Origin of the sequence: Spongiactinospora sp. TRM90649 (assembly GCF_029382225.1) — a bacterium.
Classification (GTDB): Bacteria; Actinomycetota; Actinomycetes; order Streptosporangiales; family Streptosporangiaceae; genus Spongiactinospora.
The window spans coordinates 88570-109614 of the sequence record NZ_JARLTC010000008.1 but is presented as its reverse complement, the minus strand read 5'-3'; the positions used below and the strand labels follow the sequence as shown (position 1 = coordinate 109614).

The following is a 21045-nucleotide window of genomic DNA, read 5'->3' as shown; positions in this document are numbered from 1 at the left end:
TGGCGGGGCGGGTTCCCGCCGGGGTCAGCTCTGGTCGAGGACCGTCATGACCAGGATGAGCCCGCGCCGCGAGTGGTCGGCCCGGCGCAGGTGGGAGATCTTCACGGCCAGCGGGGTGGTGCGTCCCCGGCGGTTGACCGCGTCCATGACCACGCCGTCCATCCGGTTCACCGCGCGGGCGTCGCGGGTCATGGCGGCCCGCAGGTGCGGCGTCAGCGCGTCGAGCGGCAGCCCGATGTCGAGCGAGGCGAGCGGCTTGCCCGCCGCCTCGTCGGAGCGCAGCCCCCACAGCTCCTCGGCGCCGGGACTCCAGACGATCACGATGAGGTCGTCGTCCAGCACGATCACGGCGTCGCCCAGGCTGCGCACCACGGCGGAGACGAACTGGTTGGCCTGGTCGAGCTCGATGCTGCGGTTCGTCAGCGCGTCGTTGATGTGCTGGAGCTCGTCGTTGGTGGACTGGAGCTCCTCGTTCATGGTCTCCAGTTCCTCATTGGTGGACTGGAGCTCCTCGTTGGTGGTCTCCAGCTCTTCGTTGGTGGACTGGAGTTCTTCATTGGTGGTCTCCAGTTCCTCGTTGAGCGACTGGAGTTCCTCATAGGCCTGTTCCAGCTCCCGGTTGGCCTGCTCGAACTCGTCGCGGAGCTTGCGGTAGCGGGTGACGTCGGAGAAGTGGATCCCCACCCCCACGAGGTCGCCGCCGGACAGCAGCGGGACCACCGAGACGTCGAACACGCTGCTCTCCGCCGCGCCCACCCGGTGCCACACGACGTCCTGTAGCTCGATCGGGCGCATCGTCTGGCGGGCCTGCTCGATCACCGAGCGCAGCTCGATCGGCCGGTAGGAGACCTCCAGGTCCTGGAAGGGCCGCCCGACGTCGCGGGGGCGCAGGTTGAACAGGGCCTCCGCCCTGGTGTTGACCAGCGCCAGGCTGCCCTCACGGCTGATCACGATCTGCGCCACCGGCCCCGCGGCCAGCGCCATGGCCGCAAGCGCGGGCAGGTACGGCGAGCGCTCCGACGCCCCGCCCAGCGGCCACGAGGGCCGGTTGCCGGGCGCCGCCGTCTTGATCTTCCGGAACAGTCGCATCCGCAGATCGACCGGCTCGAACTTGTCGCCGTGGTTGAGCAGCATCTCGGCCTTGCCGAGGAACAGGTACCCCGGGTCGGCGAGCGCGAAGTGGAACCGCCGGACGATGCTGAGCTGCGTCTCGGTGTTGAAGTACATCAGCGTGTTGCGGGCGAGCAGCAGGTCGACGCGGGAGATCGGGGCGTCGCGGGTGAGGTCGTTGCGGCCGAAGATGAGCTGGCGCCGCAGGTCGCGGCGGAAGGCGTATCCGCTTTCCACGGGCTCGAAGAAGGTCTCCCGTAGCGCCGGCGGCACCGTGGTGAGCTGGCGTTCGGCGTAGACGCCCGCCCGCGCCACCTGCAGCGCCTTGTCGTCGAGGTCGGTGCCGTAGATCTTCACCCGGTCCCGGAAGGCGTCCATGCCCAGCTCGGAGGCCAGCACCATGGCGACCGTGTACGCCTCCTCGCCGCTCGCGCAGCCCGCGCTCCACACCCGGATCGCCTGGCCGGCCGTCCTGGCGCCGAGCAGTGGAGCGATCACGTCCTCGCGTAAGGTCTGCCAGGCGGCGGGGTCGCGGAAGAAGCCGGTGACGTTGATCAGCAGGCTGTCGAAGAGCCGTCCGTACTCCTCGGGCTCGACCTCCAGCAGGTCGCGGTACTCGCTGAAGTCGTTGAGCTTCAGTGCCTCCAGCCGGCGGTTGATCCGGCGCATGAGGGTCGTCCGCTTGTAACCCGTGAAATCGAATCCACGCGTCTCCTTCAGCAGAATGAGGAGTTCGTCGAACTCGCGCTCTTCCTCTGACGTCACATGGGAAGAGTACGCTTCAGAACCCCTGCCGTAAGGGGCCCCGGGCGCTATCGCGGGAGCGCTCTCACGCCTGTCGTTCGGCGGCCCTTCGCTGGCGTTCGGCCTCGCGGCGATGCGCCTCGGCGTCGCCGATTCCGGCGGCGGCCAGATCGTCGTGCAGCATCGCCGACTCCCGGTGGGCCTGGGCCGAGTAGGCCCGGCTCGCCTCGGCGCTGAGCCTGGCCGCCTCGGCGTACCGGCGGGCGGTCTCGATGACGTCGGGCACCGATCGCGGCGGAGGCGGCTCGCGCTCGGCGCGGGCGTCGGCGAGCTGCCGCCTGCGCCGGGCGACCTGCTCGGCCCTGATCCCCGCGCGGCGTCCGCGTTCCCGCGCCCGCGCGGCCCTGGCCCGCGCCTGCTCGGCGAGCAGCCGCGGCCCGGGTTCCGCGTCGCGCTCCCGCCGGGGCTCGTCGCCGCCGGTGGTCATCGGGCCTGCCCGTCACCGGCCGGGGGTGGACCTCCTGGCCCCGTTCGCGTGGGGGACTCCCGCACCTTGGCCCGCATCATGGCGAGCGTGTCGCGGCAGCGGTCCAGGGTGTCGGACAGGGTGGTCCTGGACCGGCCCGCCAGGAAGAGCCGCCACTGCATGGTGTTCACCTGCTGGCGCGCCTGACGGCGCAGCTCGTGCGACCGGTTGATCAGCGAGCGGCGGGTGTCGGCCGGAGGCGGAGGCTGGGACGGCTGCTCCTGGGCCGGAGGCTTGCCGGGCCGCAGGTGTCTCGTCCCGGCTCGCCCGGGGGCGACCGCCACGTGGGGGATCCGGCGGTAGCGGGGTAGGTGGCGTCGCACCCGGAGCAGCGGGAGGACCGCGGCGTCGAGGTCCACGCCCGCGTCGGCCAGCGCCTCCGTCAGCGCCGGGAACGCCTGGATGGCGGGCCGTACGTGCTCGGCCATCACCTCCAGCAGGCGGCACAGCCCGGGACCCGGCTCGGCGATGACCAGCCGGCCGCCCTTGGCGAGCAGGGTCTGGTGGGTGGCGGCCAGTTGCTCGACGCCGCTCATGTCGCAGAACGACAGCTCCCGGGCGGCCACGATCACGTGTGTCACCGGCGAGGCCGTGAGCTGCTCCAGTACGGCGAGCAGCGCGTGCACGGTCGTGGCGTCCAGCTCTCCCGCCAGGTTGATGACGGCAACGGTCTCGGCCACAGAAATGAGACGTACATGGAGATACATGCGCGTTTCCTCCGTTCGACCCCTGCACCCCTTGATGGAGGTCTCCCCGAGCCGTCTCGCCGGGGGCGAGCCGTGTAATGACATCCTGCACCTCCGCCGTGGCGACGGCCAGAGCCCCCGGGGGTGGGCGATGATCGCCGGGTGATCTACGGCTGTCCGGAACTGACAACCTGCGCCATATTCGGCTGACCCCCAATCGCACATACGGATGTGACGTCTACCACTTACCGATCGGATGTCCGGTCGGATCGGTGTGCTTCTATGTGCTACCCGGCTGGTCGTAGGGCCTATGGGCGACTTGTGGATCTTCATTTGGTTTACCGGTGACATGTAACGGACCAGTAACGGTCTACCGCCTAATGCAACTTATGCCCCATCGGTCGCATCCGTATGACTACGGTCTTCTTTTGTGTCTCTTGACCGGGGCTATGGACTGTCTTTGACATTCCGTGACCCACGCTCGAACGGTTGCGTGGCGCAGAGCAGGACCCGACGTCCCGCCGTACGACGATGTGAGAAGGAGCAAGATTGAACACCCGAGCCAAGCGCCTGGCCCTCCCCCTCGGAGGCGCACTGGTCGCCACCACCGTGGTCGGCGCGTCGCTCGCCACGACGGCCGAGGCGGCACCCGACCGTAAGACCGTCTCGCTGGCGTCCAAGTCCGGCGCGACGAAGGTGGCCGGCAAGTGGACCGCCGCCCGTCTGAAGGCGGCGAAGCACTACACCGACGGCTCCAGCGCGTCCGGTAAGTTCAAGACCTCCCGCAAGGCCAGCGCCGACGGTTCTCCCGGGCTCATCTCCCCGGACAGCAGCAACCGCTCCGCGGGCCGCTCCAAGAACGTGAACCTGCCCACCACCGTGGGCCGGGTGTTCTTCGAGGTGAACGGCCGGCCGTACTACTGCTCGGCCTCCGCCGTGGAGTCGAAGTACGCGAACCTGGTCGCCACCGCGGGCCACTGCGTCTACGACACCGACCAGAACACCGCCGTGCGGAACTTCGTGTTCATCCCCGGCTACCACGAGGGCAAGGCCAACTGGGGCTACTACGTGGGCGCCCAGATGCACACCCACTACGACTTCGCGAACTTCGAGGACTACGACAGGGACTACGCCTTCGTCAACGTCTACAACGGCATCAAGCGCGAGGGGCGCCGCTGGGTCGACGCCGGTCGCCTGAGCGACAACGTGGGCGGCCAGGGCTTCGCCTGGAACCAGAAGGTCGGCGCCAACGTCTACGTCTTCGGTTACCCGACCGCCGCGCACCCCGACGGCGACCGGGTCTACACCGGCGAGACCATGAAGTTCTGCTACGGCAAGACCTACTATGGCCCGGCCGTGCCGAAGTACAAGGTCGAAGAGGGTGTAGCGGTGAAGTGCGCCTTCACCCCCGGCTCCTCCGGCGGCCCGTTCATCAAGCAGTACAGCAACACCAAGCGGGTCGGTTACCTGAACGGCGTCGTGAGCCTCGCGATCGACTCCGACGACAACAACCGCTACGACCGCATCTCCTCGCCGTACTTCGACGGTGAGACCGCCGCGATCTACAAGTACGCCTCCAACCTGTGGACCGGGAAGCTCCCCGGCGTCCGCTAGTCGCGCGTACCCCACGAAGGGCCCGGCCATCGGCCGGGCCCTTCGTCGTGCGGTCATGACGGCTGTCAGGAGTGATCCGGGGCTTCACCATATCCTGCGAGACAGGATATGGTGAGCGGCATGAGCCAGCGTGCGATCACCGAGCCCGCCTTCCTGATCCTCACCGCGCTGGTGGGCGAGCCTCGGCACGGCTACGGCATCGTCCGCGAGGTCGAGGAGCTGTCGGAGGGCCGGGTGCAGTTGAAGATCGGCACCCTCTACGGCGTGCTCGACCGCCTGGCCGCCGACGAGCTGGTCGAGTTCGACCGCGAGGAGGTGCACCAGGGGCGGCTGCGCCGCTACTACCGGATCACCGACTCCGGTGCGCGGGCACTCGCCGCCGAGGCCGCCCGCCTGGCCGGGAACGCCGAGACCGCCCGCGCACGGCTGCGGGCCCACCACGCCTGGGGTGCTTGATGAGCCTGCTGGAAGACCGCTACCGCCTGGCGATCCGGGTGCTGCTGCCCCGCTCCTACCGTGCGGGGCGTGAGGAGGAGATGGTCGACGCCTTCATGGAGGGCGCCGGCGAGGCCGCCGACGAGCCGGACGCCCGGCCCCGGTGGCCGGAGATCGCCAGCCTGGCCGGGCTCGGGCTGCGCGTCCGGATGGGCGGTGCGGGAGCGTCGCCGCGATACGTCGCCCTGGGCGAGGCGGTCCGGCAGGTCGCCGTGCTCGGGCTGTTCTTTCACGCGACCATCGGGGTGGCCGTGGCCGTGGGCTTCCTGTGGACGACGCCCTCGCCGTACACCGTGCAAGGACTGGCGCGGGGGCTCGACAGCCTGCTCTGGGCGGCCGCCTTCCTGGCGCTGACCAGGGGGTCGACCCGGGCCGCCCGGGGGCTCGCGGTGGCGGCGGCGGTTCTGGCCACGGCCGTGACGCTGCCGGTCGATCCGCTCGGCGCGGTGCTCAACGTCCCGCTCGCCGCGGTGCCCGTGCTGGCGCTGTGGGCGGGCTTCCACCGCGCGGCGCCGCGGCCGGACCTGCCCGGGTGGCTCGCCGCGCTGCCGGTCGGGGCCGGGCTCGCGCTGGGCGCGCTGCTGCTCGTGGCGGGGGCGGCGTCGCTCGCGCCGAAGATCGACCTGCGCGTCTGGTCGTTCGTGTGGCCGTGGCTCGCCCCGTCGGGGCTGGCGTGCCTGGGCCTGCTGGCGGCGTCGGCCGTCCATCTGGCCGCTCGCCGCTCGCCGTTCCGCCCGTGGGCACTGGCGATCCTGGCCGTTCCCGTGCTGGTGGCCCGGCTTCACCCGCTGCTGTTCCAGGGCGTCGACCCGATCACCCGGACCATGGCCGTCGTGCAGATCGGTCAGTTCGCCGCCCTGGCGGTGTGCGCGGCGCTGTTCACCGTGCTGGCCCTGCGCGCTGTTCCCCGGGAGGCTCCGCTCGTGCGGTGAGGGGTTGCAGTGCCGCCCCATCGATTTCCAAGTGGCCCGCAAGACCCCCGAAGCAGGATGGCAATCGCGCCGACAAAGCCGGATATATGGCGAAAAGTCGGGATTGCCGGACCTCACCTGGGGAGAGCATGGCCATCGATGTCGTGGACGGAACCGGTTCGCTCAGCGTCTGCCTGATCGGAAAGTACCCCCCGATCGAGGGTGGGGTGAGCGCCCAGACCTACTGGGCGGCGCGGGTGCTCGCCGAGCGCGGCCACCGCGTGTACGTGGTGACCAACGCCGACGAGGTCGAGCCGTCGTTCCGCGTCCGGCTGGGCGACGGCGAGGCCGAGTACGAACCCACGTTTCCCGGGGGCGGGTTCGTGCGGGTCTTCCGCCCGGAGCGCTTCGGCCGCCGCATGGACCACATCCCGCAGGGCAACCCCTTCGTCAGCAAGCTCGCCGGCCTGGCCGTCCAGGTGGTCAGGGAGTTCCACTGCGATGTCGTGGTCGCCTCCTACCTGGAGCCGTACGGCGTCGCCGGGCACCTGGTGGGCGGCTGGACCGGGCTGCCGGTGCTGGTCCAGCACGCGGGCAGCGACCTCGACCGGCTGATGCGGATCCCCGAACTGGCGGCCACCTACCAGGAGGTCTTCCGCGCGGCCCGAACCGTCATCACCAAACCGGCGCTCACCGGCCGGTTCCTCGGCATGGGCGTGCGGCGCCGGGCGATCCGGATGTCGCCGCCCTACGCGGTGCCGCCCTGCTTCGGGCCGGACGCCGAACCGCTCGGCGCGGCGGAGATCGACGAGCTGGCGCGCTCGCTCCCGGACGGCACGCCGCCGTCCGGGTACGACCCCGCGCTGCCCACCATCGGCATGTACGGCAAGCCCGGCGAGTTCAAGGGCACCTTCGACCTGATCGCCGCGTTAGGCCGGGTCCGCGAGTCCGGCAGGGCGTTCAACCTGCTGCTGATGGCGGGCCGATCACGAACCGGCGCGGTCCGGGCCGCCGTGGACGAGCACGGGCTGCGCGACCGCACCTGGCTGCTGCCGTTCCTCCCGCACTGGCAGGTGCCGCGCCTCATCCGCGCCTGCACGGCCACCTGCTTCCTCGAACGCGACTTCCCGGTGGTCATCCACGGCCCGGTGGTGCCCCGTGAGGTCCTGGCCACGGGCACCTGCCTGGTGCTGTCCGGCGACATCCACGCCAAACAGGGCTACCGCGACGAGCTGACCGACGGCCACAACGTGGTGCTGGTGCCCGACCCCAAGGACCACGACGTCCTGGCCGCCCGCCTGACCACGCTGGTGGACGAGCCGGAGACCGCCCGCCGAATCGGCAGGAACGGCCTGTCGGTGGCCGCCGGGTTCCCCGGCTTCACCCCGTTCGGCGACGCCTGGGAAGACCTCCTGACCCGCGCGGTCACCCGCGACGCCACCCCCGCCGAGTCCGGCGAGACGCTGGCCGCCTGGGTCGCCGGGCGCATGCCCTGGACCAGGGAACTGCTCGGCGACGCCCTGGACGACCTGGTCGCCGAATTCGAGGCAGGGCGCACCGCCCCGGCCCCCCACGACCTGCGGACCCTCGACGAGTTCTGCGGCCACCTCGAACGGCGCTCCGCCGAGCGGGGCGACCCCGGCGGGCTGTCCGGCCCGCTGCGCTACCAGCGGGCCCGGCTGTGGGCGCTGCGCGCCGGCGAGACGAGACCCGGCCCCGCACTGCCCCCCGCCCCCGACGCGCTCGGCGGGCGCACGATCACGGCGGAGACCGTCGCCGGGCTGCGCCCGCTGGTCCGGGCCGAGATCCGGCTGGAGCGGTTCGAGCGCGACGTCGTCGAGCGGTTCTGCCTGGGCGGCGGCGCGGGCGGCGACCGCCCGGTGCTGATCTGCTTCGCCCGGCTCGCCAACCTGGCCCAGACCGAACTGCGGGTGAGCCCGGCGACGGCGGCGCTGCTGCGGCTGTGCGACGGGACCGCCCCGACCGCCGACGTCATCGAGCGGCTGGCCGCCGACGCCGGCGGCACCGCCGACCGGCTGACCGAGCGGCTGACTGGGCAGGTGCTCACCGCGCTGTCCGGCCTCTACCGGGCCGGGGTCGTGGTCTTCGTCCGGCCGTCCCCCGCCGAGGACGACCCGCGGGTCGCCGGCGACACCGGCCCCGTCCTCGTGGCCGGCTGAGGCGGCCCGACCCGGCCGTCTCCCACGGACCTCCGGCCGCACGGGGCGGCGCCCCGCCGTACCGGCGTGCCTGGAGGAGAAGGAGAGGAACGCCATGAGGACCATCACGGACGCCCCCGTCCCGGTGGCGGCGGGCATCGAGTTCGAACTGGAGCAGCTCGCCACCCGGCTGGGCGCGTCCGAGCCGGAGGTCTCCTGCGCCGGCTGCACCGGCTGCAAGGCGTAGCCCCCCAAAGACCCCGGCGGGAGGCCCCATCCTCCCGCCGGAACCCCCGGGGGCCGGGAACCTTCCGGCGTCCCGGGACCGCATCCGATGAACAGGAAGGAACAGCGATGACCACGATGACGATGGAGAGCCTGTCGCTCACCGGGGCGGACCTGGAGTTCGAGCTGGAGCAGCTCAACTCGAAGATCGTGATGGCCCAGCCCGACGTGGCCTGCAGCGGCTGCGGAAGCTGCTCGGGGTGCGCGCACAGCGGTTGCTCCGGCTGCGCCCACTAAGCAGGACGGGTAGGGCGCTCCGCGCGCCCACCTGAGCAGGGCAGGGCACGGCGGCCGGGGCCGTCGTGCCCGTTGGGCGGGCGATCACGGCGCCGCCACCGCCCGGCGCGTGAGACGTGCCGGGCGACCTTCGGTACCACCGCTAACAGGAGGAAGGCATGTTCGAGGACCTGCCGAGGCTCGGCGCCGGCCTTGGGTATCGCACCCCGCTGCACGAGCAGACGATGGCCGCGGCGGACGAGATCGACTTTCTTGAGATCATCTCCGACCAGTACCTGTACGCCGCCCCCGACAAGCTGGACCGGCTGCTCGCGCTCCGCGACCGGTTCACCCTGATCCCGCATGGCGTCGGCCTCTCCATCGGCACCGACGTCATCCCCGGCGCGGACTACCTGTCCCGGCTCGCGAGTCTGGTCGAGCGGACCGGCGCGCCGTGGTTCAGCGACCACCTGAGCTTCACCAAGGTCCCGGAGACCAACGTGGACCAGCTCACGCCGCTCTGGTTCACCGAGGAGACCCTGCGCGTGGTCTGCCGCAACGTCAAGACGGTGACCGAGCGGGTGGACGCGCCGTTCCTGCTGGAGAACATCACCTACTACGCCGAACTGCCCGGCGCGGAGATGACCGAGGCCGAGTTCATCACCCGCGTCCTTGAGGAGACCGGCACCGGCCTGCTGCTGGACGTGAACAACGTCTGGGTCAACTCCGTCAACCTCGGCTTCGACCCGTACGAGTTCCTGGACTCGATCCCGCTGGAGCGGACCGTGCAGATCCACATCGCGGGCGGCAAGGAGATCGGCGGCATGCTGGTCGACACGCACAGCGAGCCCGTCAGCGAGGAGGTCTGGGGGCTGCTCGACCACGTGCTGCGGCGCGCGCCGGTCAAGGCGGTGCTGCTGGAGTGGGACCAGGGCTGGCCGGAGTTCGGCGAGATCCTCGCCCACCTGAGCCGCTCGCGCGAGATGATGGCGGGCGCCGCCGCCGGGGAGAACGCGGCGTGACCCTCCTCGACATGCAGCGGGCCTTCAGCAGGATGCTGACGGACCAGACGTTCCAGCGCGGCTTCATGCTCGGGGAACCGGCCGCCCTCGCGGCCTACGACCTCAGCGACGCCGAGCTGAGCAGCCTGCGCGGCATCGACCGGGACCGGCTCGCGCTGCAGGCGCGGCTGCTGGCCGACAGCCGCCTGGAGCTCGCCCTGGGCGCGCTGCCGCTCACCTCGCTGCTGCTGCACCACGACCTGCACGACCACGTGGAGCGGTTCTGCGGCGAGTTCCCGCCGGTCCCCGAGGCCAACGGGGCGATGATCGTGGAGGCCGAGCGGCTGTGCGCCTTCGCCGTCCGGCTGCTGCGCGAGGGGACGCTGACGCCGGGCTGGGCCGAGGACGTCGTCGAGTACGAGCGGATCGTGCTCGACCTGAGCACCAGCCCGGCGGCCTGGGAGGGCGCGGCCACCGTCGCGCTGCTCAACGAGGCGGCCGGGCCGCTGAGCGCCGGCGACCTGCCCGGCCTGGTGCCGGTCACCTCCACCAACGTCCGCCTGGCCACCTTCTCCCACGACCTGGCCGCGATCGTCCCCGAACTGGAGGACGGGCGGGTGCCCGAGCGCGTGGAACGGCTGGCCCGCCCGCAGTACCTGCTGTTCGTCAAGCGGCCCGCCGCGGTGCTGGTGCGCCGCCTGCGGGTCAACGCCGCCACCGCCGCCCTGATCGAGGCGGGAGACGGGGTGCGGACCACGGAGGAGGTGCTCGCCGACGTCGCCCGCGCGGTCGGCGCCCCGGCACTGGCCCCCGACGCGCGGTCGGCGGCCCTGGCGACCCTGCTCAGCCTCCGCGAACTGGGCGCGGTCGGCTTCCGCGCGCCCGAGGGTGACCCGAAGGAGCAGTGACATGTGCGGAATCGCCGGAGTCGTCGGGGTGGCCGACGGCGAGCTGGTGGCGGAGATGACCCGGACGCTGGCCCACCGCGGCCCCGACGACCAGCGGTTCGACCTGGCCGGGCCGGTCGGCCTCGGCTTCCGGCGGCTGAGCGTGGTCGATCTGACCGGGGGACGGCAGCCGATGCGCCTGGCGGCGGGCGGCGTCCGGCTGATCGTCAACGGGGAGATCTACAACTACCGCGCGCTGCGGGCCAGGCTCGGCGGGCGCGGCCACGTCTTCACCTCCGCCTCCGACAGCGAGGTGATCCTGCACCTCTACGAGGAGTACGGCGAGCGGTTCGCCGAGCACCTGCGCGGCATGTTCGCCGTCGCCGTCGCGGACGGCGACCGCGTCCTGCTGGCCCGCGACCCGCTCGGCATCAAGCCGCTCTACTACGCGAGCGCGCCCGGCGCGCTGCTGTTCGCCTCCGAGGTCAAGGCGCTGCTGCGGCACCCCGGCGTGGACGCCGGACTGGACGCGCAGGCGTTCGCCGACCACCTGGTCCTCGGGCACATCAGCGGCGACCAGACCTACTTCCGGCACATCAGGAGCCTGCCGCCGGGATGCCTGCTCACCGCGTCGGCCGAGGATCCCGAGCCGCGCGTGACGCCGTACCGGGCGACGACCCCCGACCCCGCGGCGGGCGCCGCCACGTTCGACGAGGCCCTGGACAACGTCGTGGACCTGCTCCAGGACGCGGTGGCCACCCACCTGGCGGCGGACGTCGAGGTCGGGCTCACCCTGTCCGGCGGCCTGGACTCGGCGGTGCTGGCCACGCTCATGCGCCGGGTGACCGGCGAGCCGTTCCGCGTCTACAGCGTGGGGGACTCGCCCGGCCACCCCGACATCGTCCAGGCCCGGCGCGTCGCCGGGTGGCTGGACCTGCCCCACCACGTCGAGGTGATCGGCTTCCAGCGGTACCTGGACACCATCCCCGCCTACTTGTGGTCGTGCGAGACGCTGGTCGGGGTCGGCGGGATCCCGCTCTACCACCTGTCCGGGCGGATCGCCCGCGACGTGAAGGTGTGCCTGAACGGCGAGGGCGCCGACGAGCTGTTCGGCGGCTACGGCGACTACCTCGAAAGGCAGAGCCGCGTGCGGTACGTCCAGCCCCGGCTCGACACGCTGCGACGGCTGCGCGCGCTGCCGAGCCCGCGCGCCCGCGAGATCCTGCAGGGGCTGTCCGGCGAGCTGAGCTTCGAGGAGTACCTGGAACGGACCTTCGCCGACAACATGCGCGACCAGCTCGTCCGGATGCACCTGGAGACCCTGGACAAGTCGTCCATGGCGGCCGGGCTGGAGATGCGCGTGCCGTTCCTGGACAAGCCGCTGGTGGAATACGTCACCGCGCTGCCGACCGAGTACAAGGTGAGCCACCGGTTCGGCCTGCAGAAGCTGCTGCTGCGGCGCGCGGCGCTGCGGCTGTGCGGCGGCGAGGGGCCGCTGGCCGACAGCGTGCTGCGCCGCAAGATCGGCGCGCCTTCCTCGGGGTGGAGCCTGCGCGGCGAGCTGAAGCGGCTGTGCGACCGGTCGCTGCCCCCGGAGTACCGCGAGCGGCACGAGTTCGGCTTCTGCTTCGACGACAACCTGGACCTGCTGCTGTTCGACCTCTTCCACGAGATCTTCGTCGTCGGCCGGGGCGAGTTCCCCGGCGACCTCTCGGTGACCGGGTTCATCGCGCGCAAGGCCGGGCGTCCGCTCGCGTCCGCCGATGTCCGGTAGGTCGCCGCTGCTGCGGGTGATCGGGCTGCTCGGGGCCCACCGGGGGCGCACCGCCGTCACCTTCGGGCTCGGGTTCGCCGTGATCGGGCTGTCCACGGCGCTGCCGCTGGTCACCCGCGCGGTCATCGACGACGCGGTGCTGCCGGGCCGTACGGACCTGGTCGTCACGGGCGTCCTGGCGCTGCTCGGGCTGGCCGCGCTGCGCTGGGCCTGCGGCTCGCTGCGGCGGGCCGCGGGCGGGGTGATCGCCCTCGACGTGGAGTACGACCTGCGCTCCCGCCTGGCCCGGCGGCTGCTCGCGCTGGAGTCCGGCCGGTCCGACGCCCTGCCGACGGGGCAGGTGATGTCACGCCTGGGCACCGACATGGGCGCGATCAAGGGGTTCCTCGCCTTCGGCTTCCTGTACGGCGTGATCAACGCCCTGACGGCGGTGGCCGCGCTCGCGCAGATGGCCTTCCTGTCGCCCGCGCTCACCCTGGCGGTGCTGCCCACCACCGTGCTGTTCGCCGTCGTCGCGGTGCGCTACGACGCGCGGCAGCGGGCCGTGTTCCGCGCCCTGTACGCCAAGGAGGGCGACCTCGCGGCCGAGACGGAGGAGACGGCGGCCGGCATCGCGACGGTCAAGGCCCTCGGCGTCGAGGACCTCCGCCAGGAGCGCTTCGAACGCGTCAGCGCGGGCCTGATGACGGAGGGCCTGCGCGCCGCCCGGCTGCGCGCCCGCTTCGGCACCCCGCTCGGCGCGCTGCCCGCGCTCGGCCAGGCCACCATCCTCTGGTACGGCGGGCACCTGGTCATCGACGGCGCCCTCACCCTCGGCACGCTGATCTCCTTCAACGCCTACCTGCTCCTCCTCACCGGCCCCATGTACCTGCTCAGCGCCATGACCGGCGTCATCAGGCGGGCGACCGCCGCCGCGGAGCGCGTCTTCGAGATCCTCGACCGCACTCCCGCCATCACCGACGGCCCCCTGACCGCGCCGCGCCCACCGGAGGGGCCGCGCGGCGCCCGCGTCGTCTTCGAGGGCATCGGCGTGCACCCCGAGGGCGCGTCCCGCCCGGTGCTCGCGGACGTCCACCTCGCCGTGGAGCCGGGCGAACGCGTCCTGATCACCGGCCCGAACGGCGCGGGCAAGTCCACCCTCCTCGCGCTGATCCCACGCCTGACGGCCCCCACGACGGGCCGCGTCACCCTGGACGGCCACGACATCGCCGACCTCACCCTCGCCTCCCTGCGCGAGCAGGTCGCCATCGTCCCCCAGCACCCGATCCTGCTCTCCGGCACCCTCCGGGAGAACGTCGCCCTTGGCCGCCCCGACGCGCCGGACGGCGACATCCTCACCGCCCTCGAAACGGCAGGAGCCCTGGACCTGCTCGACGCCCTCCCAGGGGGCCTCGACACCAGAATCGGCGAGCACGGCGACACCCTGTCCGGCGGCCAACGCCAACGCCTGGCGATAGCCCGCGCCCTGCTCACCCACCCAAGACTCCTCCTCCTCGACGACGCCCTCTCCCAGGTGGACGCGGCCACCGCAGCATCCGTGGTGACCCGCCTGACCACAGCACTCCCAGGCATGACCATCCTCACCACCGGACCCGGCGCCCTACACCACCTGACAACCCGCACCATCCACCTTGCGAACGGCCGAACAGCCACCCCGAGCAGAGCCATGGCCGGAATGAGGGGGGCCGATGAACGGTAGCTCCGATGGTGGCGTGCGGGGTTGGCTGGGGCCGTTGCTGGTCGCGCGGTGGCGGGCGCTCGCGCTGGGTGGGGCGGCCGTGCTGGTGCGGACGGCGGCCGGGCTGAGTCTGCCGTACCTGGTGAAGCTCGGGATCGACGACGGTGTGGTGCGCGCGGATCGGGACGCGTTGACCTGGGTCTTCGTCGCCTGTGTCGTGGTCGTCGCGGTGCAGTGGGCGGCGGCCAGGGCCGAGGTCCTGGTCCTGGCCAAAGCAGCGCAGAGCGTGCTGCACACCGTGCGCTCCCGGCTGTTCGCCCACCTGCAGCGGCTCTCCCTGGACTTCCACGAGCGCGAGCGCGTGGGCGGGGTGGTGGCGCGGATCACCGGCGACGTCGCCGCCATGCAGCCGCTGGCCGCCGAGGCCCTGGTCGGGCTGGTCACCGGGGCGGTGACGGCGGTGGGCGTGACCGTCGTGCTCTTCGTGCTGGACTGGCGGCTGGCGCTGGCCGTCATGCTGGTGGCCCCGCCGCTGGCCGTCCTGGTCACGTGGTTCCGCCGCGGGTCGGCGGTGGCGTGGCGGCGCGTGCGGGAGAGCTCAGGCTCGGCCGCCGCCGAGGCGCGCGAGCTGGTCGCCGCCGTGCCCGTGCTGCAGGCGTTCCGCCGGGAGGAGGCGGCGGCCGGGCGGCTGGCCACGGCCTACGGACGGGAGCGGGACGCGTCCCGCCGCCCGGTGGTGCAGGCGGCGCTGTTCTTCCCCGCCGTGGAGTTCGGCGGGGCGGCGGCCACGGCGGTCGCGCTGGCCGTCGGCGGGCACCAGGTGATCGGCGGCGCACTGGAGATCGGCACCCTCGCGGCCTTCCTGCTTTACCTGCGGTTGCTGTTCGACCCGGTGTTCCAGCTCAGCGAGCTCTTCGACAGCGTGCAGGCCGGGACGGCGGGCGCCGCCCGCGTCGGCCAGGTGCTCGCGCGGCGGCCCGCCGTGGCCGAGCCCGCCGACCCCGTGCCGCCGCCCCGCGCGGCGGGCGAGCTGCGCATGCGAGACGTGCGGTTCACCTACCCAGGGGACGGTGACCCGCCGGAGGCGCTGCGCGGGGTGGACCTGTGCGTTCCCGCCGGGAGCACGCTGGCCCTGGTCGGGGCGACGGGGGCGGGCAAGTCGACCATCGCCAAGCTGCTGACCCGCGCCTACGATCCGGCTCACGGGACGGTCACCCTGGACGGCCTCGATCTGCGCGCGGTGGGCCTGGCGGGGCTGCGGCGCGCGATCGCCTACGTTCCGCAGGAGCCTTTCATGTTCGGGGGCACGATCCTGGAAAACCTGCTGCTCGGCAGGCCCGGCGCGGACCGGGACGAGGCGGCGGACGCCGTCGCGGCGGTGGGGGCGGACGCCCTGGTACGACGGCTGGACGGCGGGCTCGACGCCCCGGCGGGCGACCACCTGGCGGCGGGGGAGCGCCAGCTCCTCGCGTTCGCCCGGTTGTGGATCAGGCCCCCGGGGGTGCTCGTGCTCGACGAGGCCACCGGACACCTCGACGAGGAGTCCGAACGCCGGGCCCAGGAGGCGCTGCGCCGCCTCCGCCGAGGCCGGACCGTCGTCGTCATCGCCCACCGCCTGACCACCGTCCTCGAAGCCGACCAGGTCGCCGTCATCTCCAACGGCCGAGTAGTGGAATCCGGCCCACCCGCCACCCTCCTGACCCACGGCGGCCCCTTCGCCACCCTCTACGCCCAATGGCGGAAATCAGGCACCTCAACCTGACCGCTCCCGGCCGCGGTCAGGCTCTGTGGTGGGCGGTGGGGTTGGTTGATGTGAGGGATTGGCCGAACCAGTGCTGGAGGGCCTGGGGGAGGGTGTCGGGGGTGTCGGCGGCCCAGGCTACTTGGCCGTCGGGGCGGATGAGGAGGGCGTGGGCGGGTGGGGAGGGGCTGGTGGCGGGGACGAGGTCGACGCGGTCGCGCCAGGGATCGGCCGCTTCGCGGAGGCCGGGGACGCCGAGGTCGAGGAGTACCGGGCGGGCCGTGCGCATCAGTTCGGCGACCCGGGACGGCTCGCCGGACGGACGCTTAAGGGGGAGGTCGGGGGCGATCCGGCCGACGAGGGGGTGACCGTGGGGGGCGGGCCGGCGGACGTCCGCGCCGCTCATGAGTTCCGCCACGTGCCGCAGCGGCTCCTCGAACCGCAGCAGTTCGGTGACCAGTTCCCGCAGCGCCGCGCTCTCCTCACTGTCGCCGTCGCGGTCCAGTGCCGCCTGGGCTCGGGTGTGCAGCAGCGCGCGGGCGGCGGCGGCCCGGCGTTCGGTGTCGTAGGAGCCGAGCAGGTCCGGCGGCGCCCAGCCGCGCACCCGCGCGGCCAGTTTCCAGCCGAGGTTCAGCGCGTCGGTCATGCCCGCGTTGAGGGCCGAGCCGCCCGCCGGGAACAGGTGCGCGGCGTCTCCGGCCAACAGCACCCGCCCGTCCACGAAGCGGTCGGCGAGCCGGGCCTGGGCCACCGTCCGGGACATCCAGATCGGTTCGCCGAGCGGCAGTTCCGCGCCGAGCACCCGGCGCGCTGCCTCCTGGAACTCGGCGAGCGACACCGCGCCGCCGTCCACTCCGTCCTCGGTACCGGACTCGGGCCCGCGCCGTTCGCGGATGCCCACGACGTGGACGCCCGGGTGCAGCGAGGTCACGATGACGCGCCCGCGCGGGGTGTGGTTCCAGCCGGGCTCCAGGCGTCCGAAGCCGGGGACCTCGACCTCGGGGGCTTCGAGCAGCGCCCCGGCCGCGCCCTCGGACCGGAAGTGCCCGATCCGCACCGCGTCGGGGTCGGCCGTCCCGGGGAAGCCGATCCCGGCCTGCTCGCGCACCGGGCTGCGCGCGCCGTCGCAGCCCACGACGTATCCGGCGCGCAGCCGGTACGGCCCGTCGGGGCCGCGCACGGCCAGCGTCACCCCGCTCTCGTCCTGTGCCATGGTGGTCAGCTCGTGCCCGCGCCGGATCTCCGCGCCCAGCTCGGCGGCCCGTTCGCCGAGCAGCCGTTCCAGCCGGGGCTGCTGGATCACCAGCACCTCGAACGGCGGTTCGCCGCCCAGCCTGGACAGTTCCAGCGGGATCGGGCCGAACGGATACCTCGGGACCGGCCCTGAGTAGGGGCTGCCCTCGCTCAGGCGTCCCAGCAGGCCGCGCTGGTCGAGCAGCCGGATGATCTGCCCGCCCAGCCCGTTGGCCTTGGGCAGTTCGGACGGCTCCGGCCGCCGCTCCAGCACGACCGGCCGCAGGCCCGCCAGCCGCAGCTCGCACGCGAGCAGCAGCCCGGTCGGCCCGGCGCCGACGATGACGACATCGGTGTCCACGTTCGCCTCCAGATCGGTGGAAGGCTGTCAGGCTAGGTTGACAAAATCGGCTTTGTCAACCTAGCCTGACAGGGTGGACGTAGAGCGGATCTCCGAACGACTCAAGGCCGGTGACCCGGCCGTGGGGCTGCGCGCGGTCTCCGCGCTGCACCGGCTCGCCGAGCGCGTCGAGGCCCTGTCGGTCGCCGCCGCCAGAGAGCAGGGCTGGACCTGGGAGCAGATCGGCGACGCGCTCGGCATGTCCCGCCAGTCGGTGCACGCCAAGTACGGGAAGTGAGGCGCACATGCTCGGCCGATCCCGCAGTCCCTTCGCGTCGGTGGTGGACGCCGCGCTCGACGAGGCCCGCCGCCGGGGCAACCGCCGCCTGGGCACCGAGCACCTGCTGCTCGGACTGCTCCGCGCACCGGAGTCCCCGGCCGCCCGCGCCTTCGGGGTGGACCTGGGGACCGCCCGCTCCGGGCTCGACCTGCTCGACCGTGAGGCGCTGGCCTCGATCGGCATCCGGGTGGGGGACATCCTCGACCCGGAGTTCGCGCCGCACCGGCATCCGGCGGTGCGGGTCAGCGCGGTGACCTCCACGGCCCGGGCGACGCTCGGCAAGGCCGTGCGGGGCACGACCGTGCGCACCCGCCATGTCGCCCCAGCGCGGCTGCTGACGGCGCTGCTCGACTCGGCGGCCCCCGACCCGGTGGCCGATCTGATCCGCGTCCTCGGCGTGGATCGCGACGCCGTCCGGCGGCGGCTCGAAGCGTCCGGCTGATCGACCTTCATCGACACCGGTTGTAAAGAAGGAAGGTTTCCTCTAACCAACCAGTAATGTCAATTAACGACACAAGTCATGATTTGCCCCTACTGTGGCATGCCGTCGGATCCCCGATGGAGGAGCTTTCATGACCGTCGTCCGATTAGCGGCCGTCGCCGTACTCGCCGCGCTCGCCGTGTCGCAGACCGGTGTGGCCGGCCCGGCGTGGGCCCGTGCGGCCGCCGATCCCCTGGAGACCGCGTTCGCCGAGGCCGCCGCCGCCCGCGACGTGCCCCGCGACCTGCTGGTAGCGGTCGCCTACGCCGAGACCCACCTCGACGGCCACGGCGGCGCGCCCAGCGCCAGCGGCGGCTACGGCGTCATGCACCTGGTCGGCAATCCCACCACGCACACCCTCGAACGCGCCGCCGAACTGACCGGCGAGCCGGTCGCCAGGCTGCGCGCGGACACCGCCGCCAACGTCCTCGGCGGGGCGGCCGTGCTCCGCGCCCTCGCCGACGAGCAGGGCCTCGACGCCGCCGCCCGCAAGGACGTGGCCCGCTGGTACACGACCGTGGCCGAGTACGGCAACGCCTCCACGCCGGAGGTCGCCCGGCTGTACGCCGACACGGTCTACGAGCTGCTCGGCACCGGGTTCCGCGCGGCCGGAGTCACCGTCGCGCCGAGGGAGATCACCGTGGACCGCGGGCCGTACGCGCGGATCCAGGACCTCAACGCGCGCGGCTCGGGATTCCGCGCGGCGAGCGCCGACTACCCGGGCGCCGCGTGGGTGGCCGCCAACTCCGGCAACTACACCGGGGCGAACCGGGAGTCCAGCCACCGGATCGACCGGATCGTCATCCACGTGACCCAGGGGTCGTACGCCGGGACGATCTCCTGGTTCCAGAACCCGAGCGCCAAGGTCTCGGCGCACTACGTGGTCAGGTCCTCCAACGGGGCCGTCACCCAGATGGTCCGCGACAAGGACATCGCCTGGCACGCCGGGAACTGGAACTACAACACCCGGTCCATCGGCATCGAGCACGAGGGCTTCGTGAGCGACGCCTCGTGGTTCACCGACGCCATGTACCGGTCCTCGGCGGCGTTGACCCGTTACCTCTGCGACAAGTACGGCATCCCCAAGACCAGGGCCGCCATCATCGGCCACAAGGAGGTGCCGGGGGCCGACCACACCGACCCCGGGTCGCACTGGAACTGGTCCCGGTACATGGGGTTCGTGACCGGCGGCGGCAACCCGTCATGGTCGGCCACCGTGGACAACACCACCGCCGGACGGTTCACCGCGAGCGCCGCCTGGGGCACCTCGGCCTACTCGGGCCAGCGGCACGGGGCCGACTACCGGTTCACCGCGCCCGCGCGAACCAGCGATCCCGCCTGGTTCCGCGTCAAGATTCCCAGCGCGGGTACATACCGGGTGGACGTCTGGTACCCGGCCGACCCCGGCTACAACAGCGCGGCACCCTACATCGTCGCCGCGAGCGGCGGAAACAAGACCGTCTACGTGGACCAGCGCGCGGGCGGCGGCACCTGGCGCTCCATCGGCACGTTCTCCCTGGCCGCGGGAGACCGTGACGTCGTCGGCGTGAGCCGGTGGACCTCCGGCGCCGGTCAGGTGATCGCCGACGCGGTGCGGATCACCCGCACCTGAGAGACCGGCACGGCCGGCGCGTCCTGGCAGGGCGCCGGCCGTGCCCCGTACCCGATCCCGGCGAAGCCGCTCACGCACGGTGTCGAGCCAATGTTGATCAGGACCACCTTGGACGTCGGGTAGCGTTCTTCCCTTCGGCAGGAAGGTGAGAGAGCGCTATCAGGGGTTGTTATTTCCCTTAGTGGGCGAAATGACGGATGCTAGAAGGTCCAAAATTGTCAACAATGTCATCCCACTGTGTGCGATGCGAGTCAAGTGAGAGGCTTGGTCGGTCAGCATGATCGTCGATCGGGGAGTGAGCGTCATGGATGCCGTCGAATACCTTGAGGCGGCGGTGGATCAGGAGCACCGGCACGCCGGGCCGATGGTGCCACGCATGATCTTAGGTGCGCGCTTACGCGCCTTACGTGAGTCTATGGGCATTTCCAGGGAGGAGGCGGGCGAGGCCATCCGCGCCTCCCACTCCAAGATCAGCCGCTTGGAGCTGGCCCGGATCGGTTGCAAACTGCGAGATGTCGCCGACCTGCTCACCCTGTACGGCGTCAGCGGCGAAGACGAGCGGGCCACCCTGCTCGAACTCGCCCAGCACGCCAACACGCCGGGCTGGTGGAGCGCCTACTCCGACGTGACGCCGCACTGGCTGCACGCCTACCTCGGCCTGGAACAGGCCGCGAGCCTGATCCGCACCTACGAGGTGCAGTTCGTGCCCGGCCTGCTGCAGACCGCCGGTTACGCGCGGGCCGTCATCTCGCTCGGCGACATCGGCGTCTCCGAGTCGCGCGTGGAGCGCGGCGTCGAGCTGCGGATGGGCCGCCAGCAGATCCTGCACCGGGCCCACCCGCCACGCCTGTGGGCGGTGCTGGACGAGGCGGCGCTGCGCCGTCCGATCGGCGGCGCCGCGGTGATGCGGGCGCAGATCCAGCACCTCATCGAGGCGGCCGACATGCCGCACATCACCATCCAGATCCTGCCGTTCACAGCCGGCGGCCACGCGGCCTCCGGCGGGCCGATCACCATCCTGCGGCTGCCCGAGAGGGTCCTGCCCGACGTCGTGTACCTGGAGCAGCTCGCCAGCGCGCTCTATCCCGACCGCCCGGCCGATGTCGCGCACTACACGCACGTGATGAACCGCCTCGCCACCGAGGCCGCGCCCGCCGTCGAGACGCCCGCCCTGCTGCACCGCATCCTGCGGGACACCTGAGCGGTCGGCCC

Annotated in this window: 19 protein-coding genes; 15 read left to right on the top strand and 4 right to left on the bottom strand. The window is 72.3% G+C overall.

Annotation, left to right across the window (positions count from 1 at the left end; translation table 11 throughout):
• Positions 1-24 precede the first annotated feature (24 nt).
• The 3 genes from P3X83_RS11540 to P3X83_RS11530 all read right to left on the bottom strand — a co-directional run bounded on the left by P3X83_RS11540 (position 25) and on the right by P3X83_RS11530 (position 3060).
• The gene (locus tag P3X83_RS11540; RefSeq protein ID WP_277304960.1) at positions 25-1875 is read right to left on the bottom strand and encodes a CheR family methyltransferase; all 1851 of its coding nucleotides are present in this window, start codon (positions 1873-1875) and stop codon (positions 25-27) included.
• Between the two features lie 64 nt (positions 1876-1939).
• Positions 1940-2341 (bottom strand): hypothetical protein, encoded by a 402-nt coding sequence (locus P3X83_RS11535; protein ID WP_277304959.1) that lies wholly within the window; start codon positions 2339-2341, stop codon positions 1940-1942.
• Positions 2338-3060 (bottom strand): STAS domain-containing protein, encoded by a 723-nt coding sequence (locus P3X83_RS11530; protein WP_277304958.1) that lies wholly within the window; start codon positions 3058-3060, stop codon positions 2338-2340. The genes P3X83_RS11535 and P3X83_RS11530 overlap by 4 nt, the downstream gene beginning before the upstream one ends.
• A gap of 555 nt (positions 3061-3615) precedes the next feature.
• Here P3X83_RS11530 and P3X83_RS11525 point away from each other — a divergent pair.
• The 11 genes from P3X83_RS11525 to P3X83_RS11475 all read left to right on the top strand — a co-directional run bounded on the left by P3X83_RS11525 (position 3616) and on the right by P3X83_RS11475 (position 15848).
• On the top strand, positions 3616-4680 hold the full coding sequence (locus tag P3X83_RS11525; protein ID WP_277304957.1) for a trypsin-like peptidase domain-containing protein: 1065 nt from the start codon (positions 3616-3618) through the stop codon (positions 4678-4680).
• 120 nt (positions 4681-4800) lie between these two features.
• On the top strand, positions 4801-5136 hold the full coding sequence (locus tag P3X83_RS11520; protein WP_277304956.1) for a PadR family transcriptional regulator: 336 nt from the start codon (positions 4801-4803) through the stop codon (positions 5134-5136).
• The gene (locus tag P3X83_RS11515; RefSeq protein ID WP_277304955.1) at positions 5136-6107 is read left to right on the top strand and encodes a hypothetical protein; all 972 of its coding nucleotides are present in this window, start codon (positions 5136-5138) and stop codon (positions 6105-6107) included. Before P3X83_RS11520 ends, P3X83_RS11515 begins: the two co-directional genes overlap by 1 nt.
• A gap of 128 nt (positions 6108-6235) precedes the next feature.
• The gene (locus P3X83_RS11510) at positions 6236-8266 is read left to right on the top strand and encodes a glycosyltransferase (protein ID WP_277304954.1); all 2031 of its coding nucleotides are present in this window, start codon (positions 6236-6238) and stop codon (positions 8264-8266) included.
• Between the two features lie 94 nt (positions 8267-8360).
• Positions 8361-8492: a hypothetical protein gene (locus P3X83_RS11505; RefSeq protein ID WP_277304953.1), complete on the top strand. Its 132-nt coding sequence runs from the start codon at positions 8361-8363 to the stop codon at positions 8490-8492.
• A 107-nt stretch (positions 8493-8599) separates the two neighbouring features.
• Positions 8600-8767: a hypothetical protein gene (locus P3X83_RS11500; RefSeq protein WP_277304952.1), complete on the top strand. Its 168-nt coding sequence runs from the start codon at positions 8600-8602 to the stop codon at positions 8765-8767.
• Positions 8768-8925: 158 nt separating this feature from the next.
• The gene (locus tag P3X83_RS11495) at positions 8926-9768 is read left to right on the top strand and encodes a DUF692 domain-containing protein (protein ID WP_277304951.1); all 843 of its coding nucleotides are present in this window, start codon (positions 8926-8928) and stop codon (positions 9766-9768) included.
• Positions 9765-10655 carry a hypothetical protein gene (locus P3X83_RS11490; protein ID WP_277304950.1) on the top strand — a complete coding sequence of 297 codons (891 nt, stop codon included), beginning with the start codon at positions 9765-9767 and terminating at the stop codon, positions 10653-10655. Before P3X83_RS11495 ends, P3X83_RS11490 begins: the two co-directional genes overlap by 4 nt.
• A gap of 1 nt (position 10656) precedes the next feature.
• Positions 10657-12408: an asparagine synthase (glutamine-hydrolyzing) gene (gene asnB, locus P3X83_RS11485; protein ID WP_277304949.1), complete on the top strand. Its 1752-nt coding sequence runs from the start codon at positions 10657-10659 to the stop codon at positions 12406-12408.
• The gene (locus tag P3X83_RS11480; protein ID WP_277304948.1) at positions 12398-14107 is read left to right on the top strand and encodes an ABC transporter ATP-binding protein; all 1710 of its coding nucleotides are present in this window, start codon (positions 12398-12400) and stop codon (positions 14105-14107) included. The genes asnB and P3X83_RS11480 overlap by 11 nt, the downstream gene beginning before the upstream one ends.
• A gap of 13 nt (positions 14108-14120) precedes the next feature.
• The gene (locus tag P3X83_RS11475; protein WP_277304947.1) at positions 14121-15848 is read left to right on the top strand and encodes an ABC transporter ATP-binding protein; all 1728 of its coding nucleotides are present in this window, start codon (positions 14121-14123) and stop codon (positions 15846-15848) included.
• A 16-nt stretch (positions 15849-15864) separates the two neighbouring features.
• On the opposite strand, the gene P3X83_RS11470 is transcribed toward P3X83_RS11475, so the two are convergent.
• Entirely contained in the window at positions 15865-17421 is a 1557-nt protein-coding gene (locus tag P3X83_RS11470; protein ID WP_277304946.1) for an FAD-dependent monooxygenase, read from the bottom strand.
• Positions 17422-17494: 73 nt separating this feature from the next.
• On the opposite strand from P3X83_RS11470, the gene P3X83_RS11465 reads away from it, so the two are divergent.
• The 4 genes from P3X83_RS11465 to P3X83_RS11450 all read left to right on the top strand — a co-directional run bounded on the left by P3X83_RS11465 (position 17495) and on the right by P3X83_RS11450 (position 21034).
• Complete coding sequence (locus P3X83_RS11465) at positions 17495-17698, top strand: helix-turn-helix domain-containing protein (RefSeq protein WP_277304945.1); 204 nt, start codon at positions 17495-17497, stop codon at positions 17696-17698.
• A 7-nt stretch (positions 17699-17705) separates the two neighbouring features.
• Positions 17706-18182 (top strand): Clp protease N-terminal domain-containing protein, encoded by a 477-nt coding sequence (locus P3X83_RS11460; protein ID WP_277304944.1) that lies wholly within the window; start codon positions 17706-17708, stop codon positions 18180-18182.
• Positions 18183-18312: 130 nt separating this feature from the next.
• Positions 18313-19833, top strand: a complete 1521-nt coding sequence (locus P3X83_RS11455) for an N-acetylmuramoyl-L-alanine amidase (RefSeq protein ID WP_277304943.1) — start codon at positions 18313-18315, stop codon at positions 19831-19833.
• A 277-nt stretch (positions 19834-20110) separates the two neighbouring features.
• On the top strand, positions 20111-21034 hold the full coding sequence (locus P3X83_RS11450; RefSeq protein WP_346742701.1) for a helix-turn-helix transcriptional regulator: 924 nt from the start codon (positions 20111-20113) through the stop codon (positions 21032-21034).
• Positions 21035-21045: the final 11 nt, after the last annotated feature.

Excerpts from the sequence above, each read along its gene's own strand:
- P3X83_RS11515 (WP_277304955.1), top strand. The coding sequence starts at position 5,136 with ATGAGCCTGCTGGAAGACCGCTACCGCCTGGCGATCCGGGTGCTGCTG.
- P3X83_RS11505 (WP_277304953.1), top strand. The coding sequence starts at position 8,361 with ATGAGGACCATCACGGACGCCCCCGTCCCGGTGGCGGCGGGCATCGAG.
- asnB (WP_277304949.1), top strand. The coding sequence starts at position 10,657 with ATGTGCGGAATCGCCGGAGTCGTCGGGGTGGCCGACGGCGAGCTGGTG.
- P3X83_RS11455 (WP_277304943.1), top strand. The coding sequence starts at position 18,313 with ATGACCGTCGTCCGATTAGCGGCCGTCGCCGTACTCGCCGCGCTCGCC.
- P3X83_RS11480 (WP_277304948.1), top strand. The coding sequence starts at position 12,398 with ATGTCCGGTAGGTCGCCGCTGCTGCGGGTGATCGGGCTGCTCGGGGCC.
- P3X83_RS11535 (WP_277304959.1), bottom strand. The coding sequence starts at position 2,341 with ATGACCACCGGCGGCGACGAGCCCCGGCGGGAGCGCGACGCGGAACCC.
- P3X83_RS11460 (WP_277304944.1), top strand. The coding sequence starts at position 17,706 with ATGCTCGGCCGATCCCGCAGTCCCTTCGCGTCGGTGGTGGACGCCGCG.
- P3X83_RS11450 (WP_346742701.1), top strand. The coding sequence starts at position 20,111 with ATGATCGTCGATCGGGGAGTGAGCGTCATGGATGCCGTCGAATACCTT.
- P3X83_RS11510 (WP_277304954.1), top strand. The coding sequence starts at position 6,236 with ATGGCCATCGATGTCGTGGACGGAACCGGTTCGCTCAGCGTCTGCCTG.
- P3X83_RS11495 (WP_277304951.1), top strand. The coding sequence starts at position 8,926 with ATGTTCGAGGACCTGCCGAGGCTCGGCGCCGGCCTTGGGTATCGCACC.
- P3X83_RS11520 (WP_277304956.1), top strand. The coding sequence starts at position 4,801 with ATGAGCCAGCGTGCGATCACCGAGCCCGCCTTCCTGATCCTCACCGCG.
- P3X83_RS11500 (WP_277304952.1), top strand. The coding sequence starts at position 8,600 with ATGACCACGATGACGATGGAGAGCCTGTCGCTCACCGGGGCGGACCTG.